The sequence below is a fragment of the Oceanisphaera submarina genome, from assembly GCF_046521305.1.
Lineage (GTDB): Bacteria > Pseudomonadota > Gammaproteobacteria > Enterobacterales > Aeromonadaceae > Oceanimonas > Oceanimonas submarina.
The window spans coordinates 157071-178028 of the sequence record NZ_JBKGFN010000001.1 but is presented as its reverse complement, the minus strand read 5'-3'; the positions used below and the strand labels follow the sequence as shown (position 1 = coordinate 178028).

Genomic DNA, 20958 nt, shown 5'->3' with positions numbered 1-20958 from the left:
GAGTGTCATATAGGCCCCGAACAAAGGGCCCGCTCCGCCGATTCGCTCTAGCATCTTTTTGCGCCGCTCAGTACCAGACATCAGTGCAAAAAGATGAGCAGACCCTTGCTGGTATTGGTATTACAGCCGTATGGTCGGGGCGACCGGGTCGTCGATACGAAACCAGCCGGCGATGCTCAGCCGGTCCCGGGTGGCCGGCAACACCTCGTGCGGGAAGTCTTCCGACAGAAAGCACACCAGGGTGCCGGCTTTTGGCAATACCCGATGCATGACGGTTTTTCCGCGCACAGGATAGACCAGTAACTCGCCGCCATCGCTCGGTTGCCAGTCGTCGTTGAGATACAGCACGGTAGTGAGCCGGCGGTTGCCCCGGCCACGAAAGGCATCCAGGTGCTTCTTGTAAAAATCGCCCATCTGATAAAGCGCATAGTGGCACTCGTAGTCTTTCAGCCCCATAAACAGCTGGCGGTTCAGCTGTAGCTGCAGTTCGGCCATTTGCGCCAGGTAACAGCGCTGTATCGGGGAATCGCCTTCCAGCCAGCGGGTCTTGTCGGTGCGGATTTGTTCATTGGTCTGTTGCAGTCGCTCCCGGCCGATAGCGGCAGGGGTCAGCTCCCCGGGGGGCAGGGTGGCCAGGTCGTGGCGCAGGGCGGCGACCATATCGGCATTGATAAAGTCGGGAAAAATACCGATGCCGGGGTCGGCAATCGCATCCACTATCTCGGTAAAATCATGTTCAAGCCGTACAACTGCATTCACATCGAACCCTCCATCAGGAGCGCCTATGTACACCCATTACGACTCGGGTAGCCAGAAAGAAAAACTGCACGTGAAGAACGAGAGTACTGTTTGAGGAAAGGTTTGTCATTCGATTGCCGAAAAGGAGTGCAAACATGGTGCTTTCAGGCATGAAAAAACCCCGAGCAGTGCTGCTCGGGGTTTCAATGTGGCGGTGAGGGAGGGATTCGAACCCTCGATACGTTGCCGTATACACACTTTCCAGGCGTGCTCCTTCAGCCACTCGGACACCTCACCATATTTTTCATTCAATTTTATTCAAGAGTGTTATGTTCACTCCGTGTTTACTGATGATTCATGTCCTCGAACCGACGGAGCAGGCTCCGTGGCTTTTGCCTTTTTCAGGCTTCGCCTTGGGCAGCCTCTCGGACATCTCACCAGGTTTCCGGCATTTTGTTATGGTCTTGCTTGACCGGCCCCGCTTGGGAACGGGGCGTAAGTTAACGACTTGTCGGTGCTTGTTCAAGGCTTTTCAGTAAAAAAACGCGCGACTGGCTTAACCCTGAACAAGTTGCGGGCTTAATGCACAGCCGAGGGGGTTTTCTGCGGCTCCTCGTCCTGCATCAGAAAGCCGAGCTCGGTGATTTCGTTCAACAGCTGTTGGGTCGCCATCATGGTTTGCTGCACTATCCACAAGAACTGCGGCTGATCCATACCGGCCTGGGTGTGGAGGTAGTCGGCCACGATCAGGCGGGGCAGATTGTCGTCAACGATATCGACAAATACCTTGAGGCTGGGGTAGTTCATGTTCAGTCGGCCCAGGTCGGCCACCAGAGCCAGCAGGGCGGTGGGGCGCACCTCTATTTCGGTGGTGAGAATGGCGTCTTCATGTTCCACGAACAGTCGGCTTTCCAGTACGCCGTCCTGCCCCTGCAGATCGGAAAGGTGGATGCCGTGGCAGTTTTCACAGATGTAGTGGTCGATGTAACCGGCGGTTAGCCAGCGCATGGCGATTTCTGCTGTTAACACTGAGATTCCTGAAAAATGGGGCTTGAAGGGACGCTAGTGTAAACCAAAGGCCGGGTGAGGAAAATCAAAAGCCGGCCCCGACGGGCGCGACCGGGTAATAAAACCCGCTTTGATTTGATTTTGTTATCAAAAGCGGGAATGCTCACTATATGTCCATCGAGGAGCAACCCTGTTCCCCTGGTTATTGTGACAAGTTGCCGTCTGCCACTACTATCTTTTGCTATCGGAAGGCTATTAGAAGGAAAATCGAGATGAAAACACTGCTTGCTGCTATCGATCTGGAACAGGAGTCCATGCTGGTGGTTAAAAGGGCTGTCGAACTTGCCGTTCGGCTCAAGGCCAGCCTGCACCTGATACATGTAGTGGATGATGCGCTGACCCTCTATGAGCCCATGGTCGAAATTTCGGTGCGCCACCGACTGCAACAGGCGGCTGAAATGGCCCTGCAGGTTTTTTTCGATCTCTTGCCCGAGGATCTTAAAGCCCGGGGAGGCTGCCATGTGATGCTGGGCAAGCCTTATCAAGCCCTGGGCAAAAAAGTCGAGGAGCTGAAAGCCGACCTGTTGATTGTGGGACGGCATCATATAGAGCCGTTGCGGGATCTTTTTGTAGGGACTACCGCCGAGCGCTTGCTGCGCCACTGCGACATCCCCCTGCTGATGGTCAGTACCGATTCTACGAAGAGCTATGAACATGTGCTGGCGGCGACGGACTTTTCCCGCAGTTCGCACCATGCGCTGAAGGCGGCCTTGTGGCTGGCGCCGGAGGTGGACATTCGGCTGGTCCATGTATTCGATCCGCCTTTTATCGGCTTCGTGCACCACGACCAGCAGGATATGGATGACATGATCAGGCTGCAGAAGGAGCGGATCACCAGAGAGATCGAAACCGAGATGGCGCATTTTTTGATAGAAGACGATCAAGACCGTATCCGGCCCGATATCATGGCGGGCGGCGTACAGGCTTGCCTGACCAATGCGGTAGAGCTGCATCGGCCACAACTGCTGGTGCTGGGTACGCATGGTCGACAGGGCATCGGCCGGTTGCTGATCGGCAGCGTCGCCACCGGCTTTTTGAGCACCTTGCCCTGCGATGTACTGGTGGCGAGGTAAGTCAGGAACGGCGTTGTCTGAATAACAACACCAACAGACAGCGCCGGGTCATAGAAAAGGCCGCAGGAATTGCCTCGGCCGACCATCACATGTCGAGGATGGTCGCTGAGCCTCACAAGGGGGCTCGATGCGTATCGGAGGAGGTAGCCCTGCGTCTCTTGGTGCGCTACTGCTCACATCTGTTAAACAACGCCGGCCAGCGCTGATTGCTGTTGCCCACGACCAGAAAATGAGGATTGAGCAGTTGTTGTGGGTTGGCGTAGCCGAGTGGCCGGCCATCGAGTTGTATCACCCGGCCACCGGCCTGCTCCGCCACGCAGTGGGCGGCGGCGGTATCCCACAGCGAGGTGGGCCCCAGCCGCGGATACACATCGGCGGCGCCTTCGGCCACCAGACACAACTTGAGCGAACTGCCCATGGCGACCAGCTCGTGCTTACCCAGTTTCTCCAGCAACAGCGGCATGGCCTCACCGGCGTGGGAGCGGCTGCCCACTACCCGCCAGGGCGTGCCGGCCTGATGTTCGGCGACCTTAAGCGGCCTTTTATTACCCTCGGCGTCGGTCTTGGTGGCGCCAAATCCCCGGGCGGCGGTGTAGCACAGCTCCAACGCCGGGGCATAGACCACGCCCAGTACCGGAGCGCCCTGTTCGATCAGCGCAATGTTGACGGTAAATTCGCCGTTGCGCTTGATGAACTCCTTGGTGCCGTCGAGCGGGTCGACCAGCCAGTAACGGCCTTGTGCGTCAGCGCCGCCGAATTGATCTGTGTCTTCTTCCGACAGCACCGGCAGGCGCAGAGGAAGTTGGTTCAGGCGAGCGTCAATCAGCCGATGGGCGGCGGCGTCGGCCTCGGTCAGCGGTGACTGGTCGGCTTTTTGCTCGACCGAAAAATCCCGGCCATAGATGTCCATGATGGCGGCACCCGCCTCCCGGGCGATGGTTTCCACCTCGGTAATCAGGGCGGCAGTGAGGTAATCTGAGTGCACCGTGCTCTCCATAGGGTGACCTTGAAATGAGTCAATATGATATAAAAAAACGCAGCTTATTCCTATTTATGCAGTAAAAGCCGGCTCATCAAAGGATCCATTCGATTTTTATATCAATCTTTTCGTTCTCCTTGATGCTCGGGCATCGCCTGTTAGTACTGTCTGCAGGCCACTTGGTGTTCAGGAAGAGGCAACAGAGAACGCCTCCCACGACCATGACATGCCATGGGTGTACTCGTAGCGTGTCGAGAGAGGCGGCTGTGCTGCCGTTGGCGCTCCGCCCCACATCTGGTCAGATACTCAATGTGATTGGGATTCCCGCTGAAAAACACCCATGTGGCACCCTTGTTGCCATTAATATTGCACATTCTTTGAACTTTTCTCCCGGTGCCGGTATCCTTGTCGACCTTCGGCGATAGCGCCTTCCTTCGTTTCGTTAATTGTGAGTCTGCTTCTTGATTTCCACCAACAACATCACCATGCAATTCGGCGCCAAGCCGCTGTTTGAAAATATCTCCGTTAAATTCGGCGACGGCAACCGTTATGGCCTTATCGGCGCCAACGGTTGCGGCAAGTCTACCTTCATGAAAATCATGGGTGGGGATCTGGAGCCCAGCGCCGGTAATGTCAGCCTGGACGCCAACGAGCGGCTGGGCAAGCTGCGCCAGGATCAGTTCGCCTACGAAGATGTACGCGTGCTGGACGTGGTGATGATGGGCCATACCGAACTGTGGGCCGCCATTCAGGAGCGTGACGCGATTTACGCCAATCTGGAAGCCAGCGATGACGACTACATGAGAGCCGCAGAGCTGGAAGGCAAGGTAGCCGAGTACGACGGTTACACCGCCGAGTCCCGTGCCGGCGAGCTATTGTTGGGCGTGGGCATTGCGGTCGAGCAACACACCGGCCCCATGAGCGAAGTGGCGCCAGGCTGGAAACTGCGGGTGCTGCTGGCCCAGGCGCTGTTTGCCGATCCGGAAGTGCTGCTGCTCGACGAGCCCACCAACAACCTGGACATCGACACCATTCGCTGGCTGGAAGGTGCGCTCAACGAGCGTAACAGCACCATGATCATCATCTCGCACGACCGTCACTTTCTGAACAGTGTCTGTACTCACATGGCGGATCTGGATTACGGTGAACTGCGGGTTTATCCGGGTAACTACGACGACTACATGCTGGCCTCCACCCAGGCCCGCGAGCGCCTGATGTCCGATAACGCCAAGAAAAAGACCCAGATTGCCGATCTGCAGTCGTTCGTGGCCCGCTTCAGCGCCAACGCCTCCAAGGCCCGTCAGGCGACCTCTCGTGCCAAGCAGATAGAAAAAATCAAGCTGGAAGAGGTCAAGGCCTCCAGTCGCCAGAACCCCTTCCTGCGTTTCGAGCAAGACAAGAAGCTCTACCGTAACGTGCTGGAAATGGAACAGATGTCTCAGGGCTATGGCGAAGAGCCGTTGTTCAAGAATCTGAACATGCTGGTGGAAGTGGGTGAGCGCATCGCCATTCTCGGTGCCAACGGTATCGGCAAGTCGACCCTGGTCAAGACCCTGGTCGGTGAGCTGGCGCCCACCAGTGGCCATTACAAGTGGTCGGATAACGCCACTATCGGTTATTACGCTCAGGATCATGCCGACGATTTCGATATGGATATCACGGTATTCGACTGGATGAGTCAGTGGCAGCAGGCCGGCGACGACGAGCAGACCATTCGCAGCATTCTCGGGCGTTTGCTGTTCAGCCAGGACGACATCAAGAAGAAAGTCGGCGTGCTGTCCGGTGGTGAGCAGGGGCGCATGCTGTTCGGCAAGCTGATGCTGCAAAAGCCCAACATTCTGGTGATGGATGAACCCACCAACCACCTGGACATGGAGTCTATCGAGTCGCTGAACATGGCGCTGGAAATGTATCAGGGGACCCTGATCTTCGTGTCTCACGATCGGGAGTTCGTGTCATCGCTGGCTACCCGCATTATCGAGTTGAGCGAAAGCGGCATGCGCAACTTCAGCGGCAATTACGAAGAATATCTGCGTGAAAAAGGCGTAGTGTAACCGGACGATTTGATCGGGCGGGAACGAGCTTCCGCCCGGTCTGGCTCAGGCAGAAAAAAACCACCGGGGGCATGACCCCCGGTGGTTTTTTCGTGCTGGATAATCCCTAGCGCAGTATCAGCAGGGGTTGCGATGATTCCAGCAGCATCAGATCGGTGATACTGCCCAACAGCCACTGCCGCATGCGGGAGTGGCCGTAGGCACCCATCACCGTCAGATCGATGTTCTGTTTCTGCTGATAGGCCAGCAGGTTCTTTTTAACCTCTCCCTGCAACAGCGCAGAGGTTGCCTTCAAGCCGGCTTCTTCCAACTGCAGGCGAGCCACTTCCAACAGCTCGAGGTTTTTTGGGTCGGGTCCGGCTACCATGACCACATGGCACTCGAGATCACGGAACAGCGGCGAGCTTGCCAGCATGTCCAGGCCCTTGCGGGTGGTGGTACTGCCGTCAAATGCCAGCATGATCCGGCTCGGCTTTTTAAACTCGCCGGTCGTCAGCAGCAAGGGCTTGTCGGTGGTACGGATCACCTGTTCTACATGGCTTCCCAGCCGATTCGGAGAGTCGTCCTGGTTGCTGCCCTGGCGGCCCAATACCAGCAACTGGCAGTAATCTTCGTACTGATCCAGTACCTGCGCCAGCCGGCCTTCGCGCTGAATGGTGCGGGGCGTGGGGAAACCGGCCTGGGTCACATGGTTACCGGCCTGCTCCAGCACCAGACGGCTTTGTTCTTTGACCAGCTCGACTCTTTTCTTGTCCAGGGCGGCCAGTTCGGTGGTGATATCTTCCTGGGCGTAGAGGCTGGTGGCTGCGCTCAGATTGAGTAGTACGCTCGGCTCCGGTTTGTGCAAAACATGCAGTAATACCAGAGAAGTGCCGAGGCGGCAGTTGGCCCAAGCGGCATAATCGCAAACCGTAGCAGTGTGCTCGGAGCCGTCGATACAAGCTAATACATTGGTGTTCATGACCTTCATCCTGATGGTAAGTTGTTGACTTGAATAATAAAGAATCGAGGGGGCTCCGATTCTCGATTACTCTACCATATTTGGGCGCCCTTGTGCCTTGATGCGGCGTAAGGTTACTGCGGGTCGGGGTCGTTGGTCGAAAAAGGGCAGGGCCGGGCGGCCCTGCACTGAGCATGAGGAAAGCACGGATTAGCGCAGGATAAGCAGTGGCACCCGGGCTGTGCTAATCATGGCGGTGGTGGTGCTGCCCACCAATAGCTGACGAATGCGGGAATGGCCGTAGGCGCCCATCACCATCATGTCTATGCCATGCTCCAGCTGATAAGCCGGCAGTGCCCGGTCGACCTCACCGGCCACGATGTGGGTACGGGCATCAAGGCCGGACTGACTCAGAACGCTGCCGGCCCAGGCCAGTTGTTCCCGGTGATCGTCGGTATCGGCACCCACCAGCACTATGTGCAGCTCAAGCCCCTTGAACAGCGGGCTCTGGGCCAGCATCTCCACTCCCTTGCGGGTGGTGGCGCTGCCATCGAACGCCAGCATGACTTTTTCCGGCGTCTTGAATTCGCCCTGGGTTACCAGAATGGGGCGATGCAGGGCACGGATCACCTGTTCGACATGGCTGCCGAGATGCGCATAGGGGGAGCTGGACGCTTCCCCGTGGCGGCCCAGCACCAGCAGCCGGGTATCGGGCTCGAATTCCAACAGGGTTTCAATCAGCTCGCCGTGGCGTTGCAAGGTGGCCGGAGCTGCCACTCCGGCCACAGTGGCACGGGTGCGTGCAGCATCCAGCATCAGTGAGCCTTGCTCCGTGGCCAGCTTGCTGCGCCGGGCATCCAGCTCTGCCAGCTCTGCCAGCAAGTGTTCCTGGCTACCCAGGCCAATGCTGCCACTGAGATCACTTTTGGCCTGGCTGGCATCCTTGCCCTGTACGTGAATAAAGGTCAGCGGAGCCTCTAGGCGCAGACTGGCCCAGCTGGCGCAATCGCATACGGCGCTGGCGTGGCTGGAACCGTCGATACAGGCCATTACATTGGTCGTCATAGTCATTACTCCTTAGTGGCCCATCAGCTTTTCTACAGCCTTGGGATCCTTATGCTCGGCAAAGCGATCCACCAGGGTGGCGCTGGCCTCGTTCAGACCGATCACTTCCACCTCGGTGCCGTCCCGGCGGAAAGTCAGTATCACCTTGTCCAGGGCACCGATGGCGGTAATATCCCAAAAATGGGCCCGGCTCAGATCGATGCGTACCCGTCCGACCACTTCCTTGAAGTCGAAGGCGGCCACGAACTGCTCGGCGGAGGTGAAGAACACCTGGCCCACTACCCGGTATTCCCGGGCGCCGTCGTCGGCTTTAGCGGAGCCCACATACAGGATCTGCCCCACCTTGTTGGCGAAGAACAGGGCGCTGAGCAGTACCCCCATCAGCACACCATAAGCCAGATTATGGGTGTATACCACGGTGGCGACGGTGGCGACCATTACAATGCTGGAGCTGACAGGATGCGCTTTCAGATCGGTAACCGAGCTCCAGCTGAAGGTACCGATAGAGACCATGATCATCACCGCCACCAGCGCCGCCATCGGAATTTGGGATACCCAGGGGCCGAGGAACACCACCATGATCAGCAGCACCACGCCCGCTACCAGTGTCGAGAGCCGGCCGCGACCGCCGGATTTGACGTTGATGACCGACTGACCAATCATGGCGCAACCGGCCATGCCGCCCAGGGCGCCGGTGGCAATGTTGGCCAGACCCTGGCCCTTGCACTCCCGGTTCTTGTCGCTCTTGGTGTCGGTGAGATCGTCCACTATGGTGGCGGTCATCATCGACTCGAGCAGACCCACTATGGCCAGCGACAGGGAATAGGGGAAGATAATGGCGAGGGTCTCGACGTTGAGAGGTACCTCGGGCCACAGGAACATCGGCAGGCTGTCCGGCAGCTCGCCCATGTCACCCACGGTGCGTATATCGATGCCGAAGGCAATGGCGACCAGGGTCAGGCTGACGATGCAGACCAGGGGAGAAGGCAGCAGTTTGCCCACGACCGGCACCAGCGGCAGCAGATATATGATACCCAGTCCGGCGGCGGTCATGGCATACACATGCCAGGTGACGTTGGTCAGTTCGGGCAACTGGGCCATAAAGATAAGAATGGCCAGGGCGTTGACGAAGCCGGTGACCACGGAGCGGGACACAAAGCGCATCAGCTCGCCCAGACGCAAATAACCGGCCAGGATCTGCAGTACACCGCACAACAGGGTAGCGGCCAGCAGATATTGCAGACCGTGCTCCCTGACCAGGGTCACCATCAGCAGCGCCATGGCGCCGGTGGCGGCAGAAATCATGCCTGGACGGCCACCGGCGAAGGCGATGACCACCGCCATGCTGAAGGAGGCATAGAGACCGACTTTCGGGTCGACGCCGGCGATGATAGAGAAGGCGATGGCTTCCGGGATCAGCGCCAGGGCAACCACCAGGCCGGCGAGCACGTCTCCCCTTATGTTGAAGAACCAGGTTTGCTTGATATTCGGTAGCATTATTATTGTTCCAGGGTTGTGGGTCGGGTGTCGTACCGGCGTGGCATCGGGGCGGGCGCGGTGGTACGGATTCATTAACTTGTATGGACAAGGTTGTATGGGCAAAGCAAAACGCTCGCACAGGGGCGAGGCAAGGCACTGACAAGCGCGGTGGATACTGGGTGTGCGGGCTAGGGCGGTGTGTTCGCTTTATTCAAAAAGTTCATACAAGTTTAATTTCTTATAAGTTATGTGAGTGAAAACGCGGTTATTATAGGGGTCGGCCCGGATGGGAACAAGACCGGATCCAGCGGTCTCGACCCGGGTGTCGCCACCTTTACGGGCTGCACTCTCTTCACAGACCGGGCAACAAAAGTGTCAACCTGGCTGCAAGCCCGGAAATGTATTCTGTTTACATCAAATCGAAGGGAAGTCTATGAGTAATAACCGCATGTTGGGCAGCAAGGTACTGGATGTGTTGCAGCACATTGGCCTGATCATCGTGGCCGCGTCCACGGTGGCGGCGGTGGGCATTGAAATTGGCCATATGTGGCGAGCCAGAACCGTGACCCTGGCCGACTTGCTGCTGATGTTTATCTACCTGGAAGTGCTGGCGATGGTTGCCATTTACCTGCGTTCCGGTAAGTTGCCCATTCGCATACCGCTCTATATCGCCATCGTCGCTTTGGCTCGTTATCTTATTCTGGACATGAAAGGCATGGACAGCTGGCGGCTGTTCACGGTGGCCGGCGCCGCTCTGGTACTGGCGGTGGCGATATTGGTGATCCGCTACGGCCACGTCAGGTTTCCTTACGACAAGGACGAAGGCGGGCACTGAGCAGGCGGTTCTAACGCGTCGTTTCTCTATACCGTTTCTTTTAAGGCCGCCACCCTATGGCGGCTCTCGCCGGATTAACCCCATCCCAGTAAACAATCGATCTGTTCGATTGCCATATCAATCCCGGATAAAGGACCCGTTCCGCCAACCCGCCTTGGCGGAGATCACGGCATGCAGCGAACCGCATTGTCTGGCTGCGGGTCTCATGCCGGTCATGAAATGGCCGGGGGTACATCTTGCCTGAACGGATGCAGCCGGCAGGGGATCGTGCTGGTTGACCATGAACACACTTTGGCGACGATGGCTGCCGGTGGGCAGCGTGAGATCGGCTGACTGCCAGCACACCAGGGCGGCAATGCCGGTGCAGGCCATGGCCTGTTGCAGCAGCTGCCTGGATGCCCTTTTTACCTCTATTACCCGTGCCGGATTGACGTCTGCCTCCACCAGTGCCCGGCGTGACAACGGCGCCGGTGCATTGGCGATCAATATCCACCCCCGGTTATCGCGACTGATGGCGGCCAGATTAGCCAGCAGGCGAGCCTGTTGAGCACTGTTCCAGTGAGTAATACGCATGATGGGGTTGTCTGCTTCCCCCTGATGGGACTGGCTCTGGGGCATGAATGCAAACGCCTGCTCACGGGATAACGGCTCATGGGAAAACAAGAGAGTGGCCATACGGGATCCTTGTTGCTCGGTTACTGTTTTTATATACAGTAGTGGTCGGTGAAGCATCGGTCAACAAAATACTGTTTAAATGAACAGTATTTTTGGGTGGGGCAGTATTTTACGCTCCGGCTATAGTATTCGTTGATCCGGCTATATAGAGCCCAAAAAACCAGACGGGAGAACGACATGGACAAAACGTTACTGGAGCGAATGGATAACCATATGGTGCTGAGTATTCTGAACGAGAAGCTGCGTCTGGAGTGCGACAGCCTCACGGCATTGCTGTCCCGTTACGAGCTGGACAGCGGCTGGCTGATGGCGCGTATGTCACAAATTGGCTACCGCTACGATCCCAACAGCAATCAGTTCAAGCCGGGGGCTTGATAGACAGGGTGTCAAGCTGCGATAGTCCCGGTTTTATCAGGGGCTGTTGACCTCTTGCGGCCGAATTTCGTTCGAGTTAAACGCGTTTAGCCGAACCCACAAACTGCGGCACAAATTACGTCGAAAGGTCAGCAGACCCTCACAATAGGAGTCGACATGGAAGCAGAGTTCTGGCATCAGCGCTGGCAGTCTTCGCGCATCGGATTTCACCGCCAGCAGGTTAACTCCCAGTTAAGCCGGTTCTGGCCCGGCTTAACGCTCTCGGAGCAGACCGAGGTGCTGGTGCCTCTTTGCGGCAAGAGCCGGGATATGCACTGGCTGGCGGAGCAGGGGCATCCGGTGGCGGGGTTCGAGCTGTCGCCGCTGGCGGTGCAGGACTTTTTCGCCGAAGCCGGGCTTGAACCCGACTCGGAGCAATCAGGTGACTATCGATGTCGACATGCCGGCCGGATACGCCTGTATGAAGGCGACTTCTTTCAGGCCGACAGCCTGCAGCGCCGCTTCGATGCCGCCTATGACAGGGCGGCGCTGATTGCCCTGCCGGAGTCGATGCGTATCGCCTATGTCGACTTGCTGGCGCGATTGCTTAACCCGGGGGCGGTTCTGCTGCTGATCACCGTGGATTATGCTCCCGCCCAGCAGCAGCAGTCGCCGCCCTTTGCGGTGCCCGAATCGGAAGTCCGGCGGCTGTTTGAGGCGCATTTCACCGTGGAGCGGTTGGGGCATATAGAAGAAGGACAGCACAATCCCCGGGTAGCGTCGGGGGAACGGCAGTTCTTCGATGAGTTGTGTTTTGTGCTCCGGCGTAAATGAGTTGTCCAGGCTGCCCCGGCAGCCTTTTTTATTTTTGTGCGCCGGGTCGGTTTCCTTGACCCCGAAAAATCCCTATACTCCCGCCTGCTTTAACAAAATAGAACAAAAATCTAACATGACCCGCCTTGGTGGGGATATGTTTTGGTTTTTTCTTTTGATTAAATATATTTGGCTGTAAAATAAGTATTCAGCAAGATGGCTACAATGTGATGATTTATTCATTGATGGGTTGGTTTTATTCCCTTATGTCTTGCTGGGCCGCATAAAACAGCGGTTTTTACCTTTTTTAGCCGAGTTGGGCGTTGTGACCCGATAAGGAAGGAGTAACCATGGAAAATACCTTGAAAGGGCAGGCTGCGGTTGGTAAACGCAATCTGCTGATGTTTTTGCTGCCCTCGCTGCTGGGCATACTGCTGTTCATGACCCCGGTCAGCTATAACGGCGATCTGACCATCATGATAGCGGTGCTGGCCAAAAGCCTGCAGGCGGCGTTGTCGGATTCGCTCACCATTATAGTGACCGGCGTTATCAGCCTGTCGGCGGTAGTGACCCTGTTCGCCACCCTGTTCAAACCGGCGTTTGTCACCCGCAGCTCTTTTTTGAATACCCTGTTCAACGTGAGTCCTGTGTGGTTGGTAAGCCGGCTGCTGGGCGCCGTGTTCGTGGTGATGGTTTACACCCAGGCCGGCCCGGAAATTCTCTATAGCGGTGACACCGGCGGCCTGGTGCTGAACGATCTACTGCCGGTGCTGTTTGCGGTCTTTATCTTTGCCGGTCTGCTGTTGCCGTTACTGCTGGACTTCGGCCTGCTGGAATTTGTCGGCACCCTGCTGACCGGTATCATGCGGCCGGTGTTTCGTCTGCCCGGTCGTTCGGCGGTAGACTGCATGGCCTCCTGGCTGGGCGATGGCAGCGTGGGTATTCTGCTGACCAGCAAACAGTATGAAGGCAGGCATTACACCCAGCGCGAGGCGGCGGTGATCGGCACCACCTTCTCGGCGGTGTCCATCACCTTCAGCCTGGTGGTACTGGCTCAGGTGAAACTGGAGCATATGTTCATTCCTTTCTACCTGGCGGTATGTCTGGCCGGTATCGTCGCGGCCATCGTCGTGCCGCGTCTGCCACCGCTGTGCTGGAAGAAGGACACCTTCATCAACGGTGAAGCGCGCCCGAGCAATGACGAAGAGACCCCGGCCGGTTATTCCCGTTTGAGCCACGGTTATCACCTGGCACTGGCCCGTGCCGGCAAGGTGGAAAGCCTGGGCCGGGTGGCCTGTACCGGCTTTCACAATGCCCTGGACATGCTGCTGGGTGTACTGCCGGTGGTGATGGCCTTCGGTACCCTGGCATTGGTGATTGCCGAAACCACGCCGCTGTTCAGTTGGCTGGGCATGCCCTTTGTGCCGCTACTGGAGCTGCTGCAGATCCCGGAAGCGGCCGCCGCCTCCGAGACCATGGTGGTTGGTTTTGCCGACATGTTCATTCCGGCCATTCTCGCGACCTCGATCGAGAGTGATCTGACCCGCTTCGTGATTGCCGCCCTGTCGGTGACCCAGCTTATCTATATGTCGGAAGTGGGCGCCCTGCTGCTGGGCAGCAAGATCCCGGTGAATATAGTGGAGCTGTTTGTCATCTTTCTGCTGCGCACTCTGGTCACCCTGCCGGTGATTGCGCTCATCGGCCACCTGGTGTTCTGACAACAACGCTTTTTAGCCTGAAGAAGCCCCGTGGATACGGGGCTTTTTTGTATCTTCACGGCAGAGATCCGCTCCCTTCCCTTGACTGCGCTACCATCAGAATGACTCGGGGGGCAACGCAAGGGGAGGGCTGGAGGGAGGCGACACCGCCCGGCTATGGCGCATGCTCTGCTAGTGTTGTTATCTACAGGGGTTACATCAAGGAGCAGTAATGTATCAATCGGTACTGACATTCTGGTTTGAGGAGCTGACGCCGGCTCAGTGGTGGCAAAAGAGCAAGGCGCTGGATGATGACATTCGCCGGCGTTTTGGTGCGCTGCATCGGCGAGCCTGTCTGGGGGAGTTGTTCGAATGGCGTACCCGGGCGGAGGGGCGATTGGCGGAGATCATCGTGCTGGACCAGTTTTCCCGCAATATTCATCGTGACCAGCCCGAAGCCTTTGCCGTCGACGGCATGGCGCTGGTCCTGGCACAGGAGGCGATAAGCGCGGGGGCGGAGAGGGGACTGACGCAACAGCAGCGGGTGTTTTTGTACATGCCGATGATGCACAGCGAGTCGCTCAAGGTGCACGATGTGGCGCTGGCCCTATTCGAGAAAAACGATACGGCCGATAATCTGGCGTTCGAACGACGGCACCGGGATATAATTGTCCGTTTCGGACGTTATCCTCATCGCAACGCCATTCTGGGACGGACATCCACCGCCGAAGAAATCACCTTTCTGCAGCAACCAGGCTCCTCCTTCTGAATAAAGGAGGTCGGCGTCTTTTTTCGAATGCGAAAATAACGCCGACCCTTTTTTATTACTGCTGCTGGATGGTCCAGATCTGGAAGGCGCGCTGGGTGTCCTTGTCGGCGGCGTTCCACCAGTGCTTCAGCATCTCCAGAGCGTCGGCGTCCACGACCGCATCGCCAAACTTGGCCTGGGCGGCGGCCACGGCGGCATCGGTGCGGCCGTTGAAGGCCATGCCTTTTTCTGCCAAGGATGCCTGAATACCAGCGGCGGTATCCAGGCCGGCCGGCATCGGGATCAGGGTCAGCTCGGCCGGTACGCTATTACCGTTTTTCTTGTCTACGATGGAGAGTTCGGTCGCTTGCTCGCGTAAAAACTGGCGCGCCAATTGATAATTGATGGGCGTTTTATAGTCGAGAGTGAGCTCGGCATCGGCAGGCACATCAAGGGTAATGATCACCGGATCGCCATTGAGCACGCGTAACTCGGAGCGAGTTGAAAAATCGTTGGTATAGGAAACCGCAAGCTGTTGCTTGCCTTCGGCGAGATCCACCTTGTGGACGGACTTGGTAATGCTGTTGGCGGTTTTGTTGCCATTGACCAAATGGATTTGATAAGGCTGTTGAGCTTCAAAGGTGGCGGCGTTGGCGCCAAAAGACAAGCCGGCAAGCGCGAGGGCGGCGAGGGTTAAACGTGTTTTCATCTGGGGCTCCTGAGCCATGTATGTTCCCATCCCTGATGTACGGTTTTCATACAGGTTTTATATGCGGAATGGGCTGCTAAGTAATTAGTAGTATTCAAGTTAACCGCAGGATTGTGACAATTTACGGTTGGCAGCGCAATAACCGATAACGGCAATCCAGTGTGGCCTTAACCCAGCTCTCGGGTAAAGGGGGGCAGGGCGTCGAGCAGGGCCGGGCCATAGCGCCGGCTGATCAGCCGTTTGTCCAGCAGCACGATGCGGCCGCTGTCGGTTTCGGTACGCAGCAGGCGGCCGCAGGCCTGGATCAGCTTGCGCGAGGCCTCGGGCATGGCCAGCTGCATGAAGGGGTTGCCGCCGCACAGGCTGATCCACTCGGCCATGGCTTCTTCTACCGGCGAGGTAGGCACGGCGAAGGGCAACTTGGTGATGACCAGGTTGGTCAGGTAGTGGCCGGGCAGGTCCAGCCCCTCGGCAAAGCTGCCTGTACCGAACAGCACGCTGGGCTGTTTGCCGTCGCATTTCATCTTGTGCAGTTGCAACAGGGCCTGACGGCTGGCTTCGCCCTGCACCAGCAGCGAGAGGCCCTTGGCCCGTAATGCCTCGGCGGCCTGGTTCATCTGCCGGTAGGAAGAAAACAACACCAGGCTGGCGCCCTGATCTTTCAGCCACAGCGGGATCTGTTCGACCAGCAAGGCGTCAAAATCCGGGTCGGTCGGCTCGCAGCCGAGCGGCGGTATGATCAGCCGGGCGCTCTGATAATTGAAGGGTGAATTCAGGCGCAGATAATGGCTGCCGTCGTCGGCCCGTAATCCCACGGCCCGACGAAAATAACCGAAATCGTTCAGGGCGGTGAGGGTGGCGGACACCATGATCACCGCCGCCGCCCGCGACCAGCACCATTGTTCCAGCAGATGGCCCACCGCCAGTGGGGTGGCGCAGATCAGCAGTTCCTGCTTGTCGTGCTGAACGAGTTCCAGCCAGCGGGCCGGGGGCGTCTGTTTGGGGCCGGTGGCACGCAGCAATAACTCGGCGCCGTCGCGCAATTGCTCGCCATGCAGCTGCTGCTGGCTCAGGGTCGCCAGCGCAGCCTCTATGGCGGCGGCCTGGCTCGGCCTGAGTTTGAGCTGTTCACTCAGTTGGCTGTGCAAGGGTCCCAGGGCGCGGCAAAACATCTGGGCATCGTCTTTCAATACGCCGAGCAATTCATCAAGACCGGAGGGTAAATCTCCGGGACTGAAGCGCAGACAGCCCTGAGAGTCGGGTTCAAGTTCCCGGCGTTGCAGGGCACCGTGCAATTGACGGTAAAGGCCGTTCAGCGCCGGTATCAGCTGGCTCAGGCTCTGTAGCAGCCGGCCCAGCGCCGACTGACCTTCTGCCCCCAGCAGCTCGTTCAGGCCACCCAGCCATTTGTTGAACTGCTCGAGTTGGCGCCGGCTCTGGCGCAGGGCCAGCCGTGCCGATCCCTGCTCGCGGGCCACCGGCGCGATATGATGAGCTTCATCCAGTATGTAAAGGCACTGCTCCGGCTCGGGCAGCACAATGCCGCCGCCCATGCTCAAATCGGCCAGCAGCAGGGCATGATTGACCACTATTACATCGGCCTGCTCCAGCTCGGCCCGGGCCAGATGAAAGGGGCATCGTTGGTGGCCGAGGGCCGGCTGGCAGCTGTGCCGCTCTGCCTGCAGTTGATGCCACAGGGCCGGGTCGATGGGCTGGGGCCAGCTGTCCCGGTCACCTTGCCAGCTGCCCGCCATGAAGGCCTGCCACAGTTCGGCCAGTTGCTGTTGCTGGCCCGGATTCAATGCCTGCGCCGGTTCAAACATGCCGATTTGAGCCTCGCCCCGGGCCAGTGCCTCTAGCCGGCGGGCGCAACAGTAGCGCGCCCGGCCCTTGGCCAGTACGAAGCGAAAGGCGGGTTGGCAGTGGGGCAGAAACAGCGGCAGATCCTTGTCCACCAATTGCTCCTGCAGCGCCAGGGTGGCGGTGGAGATCACCAGCTTCTTCTGATTCATGCGCGCCCACGGAATGCCGGCCTGCAGATAGGCCAGCGACTTGCCGATGCCGGTGCCGGCTTCGGCCACCAGAATACGCCGGGCCCGGTCGTAGCGGCCGAGCAATACCTTGCCGATTTCCGCCACCAGGTAGTTTTGCTCCCGACGGGGAATAAAGCCGGGCAGCGCCTGACTTAAGCGACGGTAGTTATCGCGCACCAGGTTTTGGTAATCACCGCCCGACTTGGGTGGCGTAGCGAGTGGTTGAGCTTGTGATGTGGGCTGGGACATAGAGGGGAGCTGGATGAATTGACGCCGCAATTATAACCGTTAGCCGTTTTTATGCCAGTTACAAGCAGTTAACTGGGGAAAAGCGCCGTGGGTCACAGTTGCATCACCGACGAGTGCAACTGTCACAAAAAGTTCCCGCAGTTTTGTTGCAAGCCCAAAAAACCGGTGATAGGCTGCCTGCCATAGTAACGTGATGCGTTGCTAACACAGGGAATTACAAGGACTTAGTGTTTAACTACAGTAGGCATATAAAAATCATGAAAAAAACGATTCTTGCACTGACCATTCCTGCGCTGTTCGCAACTTCCGCCAGCGCCGTGACTGTTTACTCCGACGAAGGTGCCCAGGTTGATATCTACGGCCGCGTTCAGTATGAAGCCGGTGAGCGTGGTTACCAGGCCGATGGCAAAACTGCCGAAAACTTCGGCGGCGACGGTGAAGCCCGTCTGGGCGTCAACGTCAAGTACGACCTGAACAACGACGTCGATCTGATCGGTAAGTTGGAATGGTCTGTAGTGACCGAAGGTGATGGCGATTCTGATGGCGCTTCAGCGGGCAAATCCATCAAGTCTCGCTACGCCTGGGCCGGTTTCCGCTTCATGGACACCACCGACCTGACTTTCGGTCGCAGCCAGAACCCGACCGCTCAAGTAATCTACTTCACCGATGTATTCAATATCTATGGTGCTGACACCATCTATAGCGGTGCAGTTCAACTCGACGACAAGGTAGACGATCAAATTCGCGTAGCCTATGCCGCTAACGGTGTGGATCTGCGCGCCGCCTACGCCTTTGCCGATGCCGACAAGGCTGACAATAATACCGGCAAGGAGAACCAATGGTCTGCCTCTGCCGGTTACACAGCTCCTTTCGGTCTGGGTGTAGCCGTTGCTTACGAGCAGCAGAACTTTGGTAACGGTGGCGTTCCTGCTAATGGTGACGGTGAGTTGGACGCCTGGATGGCCGGTGTGAACTACAGCATCGACGGCTTCTACTTCGCTGCTATCTACAGCCAGATAGAAGAGGAAGACAACAGCAAAAAGCTGGAAACCGAAGGTTACGAACTGCACGCCCAGTACAGCGTGGATGCCTGGACCCTGATGGCCCAGTATGCCAAGCAGGAAGCTGATAATAACACTGGTTCCAAGTGGGATAGCGTTGACAACATCACCCTGGGTGCCCAGTACGCACTGACTCCCAAGGCCAAGCTGTATGCCGAATATGTGATTTCCGACTCTGAAGTTGATGCTTCCGGTGTGAAGAAAGACGACCGTTACGGTATGGGTATCCAGTACAACTTCTAATTTAGCTTGGTCTAAATAAAGAGGTTCAAAAAGCCGGCGCAAGCCGGCTTTTTTATTGTTTGAAGTTAAAGTTGTGAAACGATTTGTGTGCCTCACGCCTTTTGTTACAACTGCCAGTTCCCGTGCTGGGCCTTGTGGTACTTCTGCTCGCAAACATCACAGCGTTGGCGGCAGGGATCCAGCCACAGCTGTTCGCGCGTCAGCTCGGCTTCGCAGTCGCTACACAGGCCATAGAGGCCAAGCTGCCATTGGCACAGGGCGGCATCCACCTGCTTGAGGGCGTTGATTTGGGGTTGCAGTTGGGGCCAGGCGGTCAATGGCGGATGATCGACCCATTCGTCGGCGGGCACTTGTTGTAGTTGGGCGGCAAGTGCCGCGTTCAGCTCCTGCAGTGTGAACAAAAAGCGGTGGCGGCGGTCTTCGGCCACAGCCAACAACCGTAGCTCCAGCTCTTGTTCGGTGATATTGCGGCTCATGATCACATCCAGTGAGTGAAATATGGCTGTCAGTATAGGGTTGGCCACTTGTTAACATCATGATGCAAATCAAGAGAATGGGCAGGTGAGACGTATCCGGCTGCAACACCAGAATACCCAGGCGAGGCCGGATCACGTCAGGCCTCGCTCCTCACTGCGTCCAGCACCCGGCGAATATCGTCGGTGTGCTTCAGGGTGCGGATGTGGCCGAACAAATCCCGGGCTTGGGGGTAATACAGCTTGAGGTAGCTTAGCCATTGCTTGAGGCGATTGGGGTAATAGACCGCCTTGTTACCTTCGACCTCCAGCGCCGAATAGCTCAGCAACAGGACTATGATCTCTTGCCAGCCCATGGGAGCGGCGCCGGTCTTGATGGTGGCGGCCAAATTGGGCAGCGCCAGCGCGCCCCGGCCCAGCATGACGTCCTGGCAGTCACTTTGCTGTTGTGCCAGTGCCGCCTGCCCGGCATTCCAGATCTCGCCGTTCACCACCACGGGGATCGACAGCGCCTGCTTAATCTCGGCCACCAGCGGCCAGTAGGCCGGGGGTCTATAGCCATCTTTCTTGCTGCGGGCGTGTACCGCCAGCTCGCTGACGCCGCCCTCGGCCAGGGCCTGGCTGTTTTCTAGATAGGAGTCGCGCTCTTCCTGTCCCAGGCGGATCTTGGCGCTTACCGGCAGGTGAGCCGGCACGGCGGCGCGCACCGCCTTGGCGATGCGATACAGTTGTTCGCTGTCACCGAGGAGGGCGGCACCGCCACGATGTTTGTTCACGGTTTTGGCCGGACAGCCGAAGTTGAGATCTATGCCTTCGGCGCCCAGACGACAGGCCTGATCGGCATTTTCCGCCAGCCAGTCCGGCTCTTGACCCAGCAGCTGAATGCGTACCTGAGTACCGGCCGGGGTACGGCAGCCCTGATGCAACTCCGGACACAGCCGGTAAAAGACCTTGGGTGGCAGGCGCATGTCGACCACGCGTACAAACTCGGTCACGCAAAGATCGTAAGGGTTGATGCGGGTCAGTAGATCTCGCATCAGGTGGTCGAGCACCCCTTCCATCGGGGCCAGTATCAGGCGCATAGTCACTCTTGGTTGGTAAAAGGTCGGCAAAAAAGTCGGAAAAGCGGGGGATTGTAGCCTGCGGGGCCCGGAGAACAAAGCTTGCTCGCCTGCTCTTTGCCTTGCACCTCGGGGTCACCCTGTTAATCACGAGTTCAAGGGAGGGAGTTGTTTGCTCCTGCCCCTTGGCAGCGGCGGTGCAGGCATAACGGCGGGATTTCGCCAGGGGAGGCGGGTAGAGTGTCGTTTCGGCCGAAAGATTGAACCTGCGGAACAAACATGTGAGCACTATGCAGTAATACCAATTACATTAAACACTCGATCTTTTTGACTGTCATACCCATCCCGGACAAAGGGCCCGTTCCACCGACTCGCTCACGCACTTCCTTGTGACGCCCAGCACATGACCTCCCTGTCATGTGCTGGGCGGGGGAGCCGCTCCCTTTGCCCTCCTTGATGCTCCGACGTCGCCTGTTGGTACTCCTGCGGACAACTCGGTGTTGCCTCTGGTCTGGGGCCTCAATATGACCAGATCATTACTGGGATTGGTATAACCCCTCCTCTTGCGTTGCACCTCACCGTTCTTCTGATGATATCGAGGCCAAGGGGAG

Annotated in this window: 19 protein-coding genes and 1 tRNA gene; 8 read left to right on the top strand and 12 right to left on the bottom strand. The window is 57.7% G+C overall.

Features of this window, described 5'->3' with window-relative positions; genetic code table 11:
• Nucleotides 1–120: 120 nt before the first annotated feature.
• The 3 genes from ACLEIV_RS00935 to ACLEIV_RS00925 all read right to left on the bottom strand — a co-directional run bounded on the left by ACLEIV_RS00935 (nucleotide 121) and on the right by ACLEIV_RS00925 (nucleotide 1746).
• Nucleotides 121–759 (bottom strand): 2OG-Fe(II) oxygenase, encoded by a 639-nt coding sequence (locus ACLEIV_RS00935; RefSeq protein WP_410454789.1) that lies wholly within the window; start codon nucleotides 757–759, stop codon nucleotides 121–123.
• Nucleotides 760–947: 188 nt separating this feature from the next.
• Nucleotides 948–1035, bottom strand: a tRNA-Ser gene (locus tag ACLEIV_RS00930).
• Between the two features lie 282 nt (nucleotides 1036–1317).
• Nucleotides 1318–1746, bottom strand: coding sequence for a YbjN domain-containing protein (locus tag ACLEIV_RS00925; RefSeq protein ID WP_410455082.1), 429 nt, complete (start codon nucleotides 1744–1746; stop codon nucleotides 1318–1320).
• A 272-nt stretch (nucleotides 1747–2018) separates the two neighbouring features.
• Here ACLEIV_RS00925 and ACLEIV_RS00920 point away from each other — a divergent pair, with 272 nt between their 5' ends.
• Nucleotides 2019–2879, top strand: coding sequence for a universal stress protein (locus tag ACLEIV_RS00920; RefSeq protein WP_410454788.1), 861 nt, complete (start codon nucleotides 2019–2021; stop codon nucleotides 2877–2879).
• Nucleotides 2880–3045: 166 nt separating this feature from the next.
• Here the strand turns inward: ACLEIV_RS00920 and cysQ are convergent, their stop codons facing one another.
• A complete protein-coding gene (gene cysQ / locus ACLEIV_RS00915) occupies nucleotides 3046–3864 on the bottom strand; it encodes a 3'(2'),5'-bisphosphate nucleotidase CysQ (protein WP_410454787.1) in 819 nt (272 codons plus the stop codon).
• 455 nt (nucleotides 3865–4319) lie between these two features.
• On the opposite strand from cysQ, the gene ACLEIV_RS00910 reads away from it, so the two are divergent.
• Nucleotides 4320–5912, top strand: a complete 1593-nt coding sequence (locus ACLEIV_RS00910; protein ID WP_410454786.1) for an ABC-F family ATPase — start codon at nucleotides 4320–4322, stop codon at nucleotides 5910–5912.
• 106 nt (nucleotides 5913–6018) lie between these two features.
• Here ACLEIV_RS00910 and ACLEIV_RS00905 read toward each other — a convergent pair whose 3' ends face one another.
• From ACLEIV_RS00905 to ACLEIV_RS00895, 3 genes are all read right to left on the bottom strand, one after another.
• Nucleotides 6019–6873: a universal stress protein gene (locus ACLEIV_RS00905; RefSeq protein WP_410454785.1), complete on the bottom strand. Its 855-nt coding sequence runs from the start codon at nucleotides 6871–6873 to the stop codon at nucleotides 6019–6021.
• A 189-nt stretch (nucleotides 6874–7062) separates the two neighbouring features.
• The gene (locus ACLEIV_RS00900) at nucleotides 7063–7917 is read right to left on the bottom strand and encodes a universal stress protein (RefSeq protein WP_410454784.1); all 855 of its coding nucleotides are present in this window, start codon (nucleotides 7915–7917) and stop codon (nucleotides 7063–7065) included.
• A gap of 12 nt (nucleotides 7918–7929) precedes the next feature.
• Nucleotides 7930–9414 (bottom strand): SulP family inorganic anion transporter, encoded by a 1485-nt coding sequence (locus ACLEIV_RS00895; protein ID WP_410454783.1) that lies wholly within the window; start codon nucleotides 9412–9414, stop codon nucleotides 7930–7932.
• Nucleotides 9415–9829: 415 nt separating this feature from the next.
• On the opposite strand from ACLEIV_RS00895, the gene ACLEIV_RS00890 reads away from it, so the two are divergent.
• Entirely contained in the window at nucleotides 9830–10231 is a 402-nt protein-coding gene (locus ACLEIV_RS00890; RefSeq protein WP_410454782.1) for a phosphate-starvation-inducible protein PsiE, read from the top strand.
• Nucleotides 10232–10348: 117 nt separating this feature from the next.
• Here the strand turns inward: ACLEIV_RS00890 and ACLEIV_RS00885 are convergent, their stop codons facing one another.
• Nucleotides 10349–10906, bottom strand: coding sequence for a hypothetical protein (locus tag ACLEIV_RS00885; protein WP_410454781.1), 558 nt, complete (start codon nucleotides 10904–10906; stop codon nucleotides 10349–10351).
• 177 nt (nucleotides 10907–11083) lie between these two features.
• On the opposite strand from ACLEIV_RS00885, the gene ACLEIV_RS00880 reads away from it, so the two are divergent.
• The 4 genes from ACLEIV_RS00880 (at nucleotide 11084) to ACLEIV_RS00865 (ending at nucleotide 14539) form a co-directional block, all read left to right on the top strand.
• Nucleotides 11084–11281, top strand: a complete 198-nt coding sequence (locus ACLEIV_RS00880) for a DUF4250 domain-containing protein (RefSeq protein WP_410454780.1) — start codon at nucleotides 11084–11086, stop codon at nucleotides 11279–11281.
• Between the two features lie 156 nt (nucleotides 11282–11437).
• On the top strand, nucleotides 11438–12094 hold the full coding sequence (locus ACLEIV_RS00875) for a thiopurine S-methyltransferase (protein ID WP_410454779.1): 657 nt from the start codon (nucleotides 11438–11440) through the stop codon (nucleotides 12092–12094).
• Between the two features lie 329 nt (nucleotides 12095–12423).
• On the top strand, nucleotides 12424–13791 hold the full coding sequence (locus ACLEIV_RS00870; protein ID WP_410454778.1) for a YjiH family protein: 1368 nt from the start codon (nucleotides 12424–12426) through the stop codon (nucleotides 13789–13791).
• A 211-nt stretch (nucleotides 13792–14002) separates the two neighbouring features.
• Nucleotides 14003–14539: a DUF924 family protein gene (locus tag ACLEIV_RS00865; protein ID WP_410454777.1), complete on the top strand. Its 537-nt coding sequence runs from the start codon at nucleotides 14003–14005 to the stop codon at nucleotides 14537–14539.
• 55 nt (nucleotides 14540–14594) lie between these two features.
• Here the strand turns inward: ACLEIV_RS00865 and ACLEIV_RS00860 are convergent, their stop codons facing one another.
• Entirely contained in the window at nucleotides 14595–15227 is a 633-nt protein-coding gene (locus ACLEIV_RS00860; protein ID WP_410454776.1) for a YccT family protein, read from the bottom strand.
• A 167-nt stretch (nucleotides 15228–15394) separates the two neighbouring features.
• Nucleotides 15395–17509: an ATP-dependent DNA helicase DinG gene (dinG, locus tag ACLEIV_RS00855; RefSeq protein ID WP_410454775.1), complete on the bottom strand. Its 2115-nt coding sequence runs from the start codon at nucleotides 17507–17509 to the stop codon at nucleotides 15395–15397.
• Between the two features lie 257 nt (nucleotides 17510–17766).
• Here dinG and ACLEIV_RS00850 point away from each other — a divergent pair, with 257 nt between their 5' ends.
• Entirely contained in the window at nucleotides 17767–18813 is a 1047-nt protein-coding gene (locus tag ACLEIV_RS00850) for a porin (protein ID WP_410454774.1), read from the top strand.
• Between the two features lie 104 nt (nucleotides 18814–18917).
• Here the strand turns inward: ACLEIV_RS00850 and ACLEIV_RS00845 are convergent, their stop codons facing one another.
• A complete protein-coding gene (locus ACLEIV_RS00845) occupies nucleotides 18918–19289 on the bottom strand; it encodes a transcriptional regulator, TraR/DksA family protein (protein ID WP_410454773.1) in 372 nt (123 codons plus the stop codon).
• A 137-nt stretch (nucleotides 19290–19426) separates the two neighbouring features.
• Complete coding sequence (locus ACLEIV_RS00840; RefSeq protein WP_410454772.1) at nucleotides 19427–20368, bottom strand: tRNA-dihydrouridine synthase; 942 nt, start codon at nucleotides 20366–20368, stop codon at nucleotides 19427–19429.
• Between the last annotated feature and the right edge of the window lie 590 nt (nucleotides 20369–20958).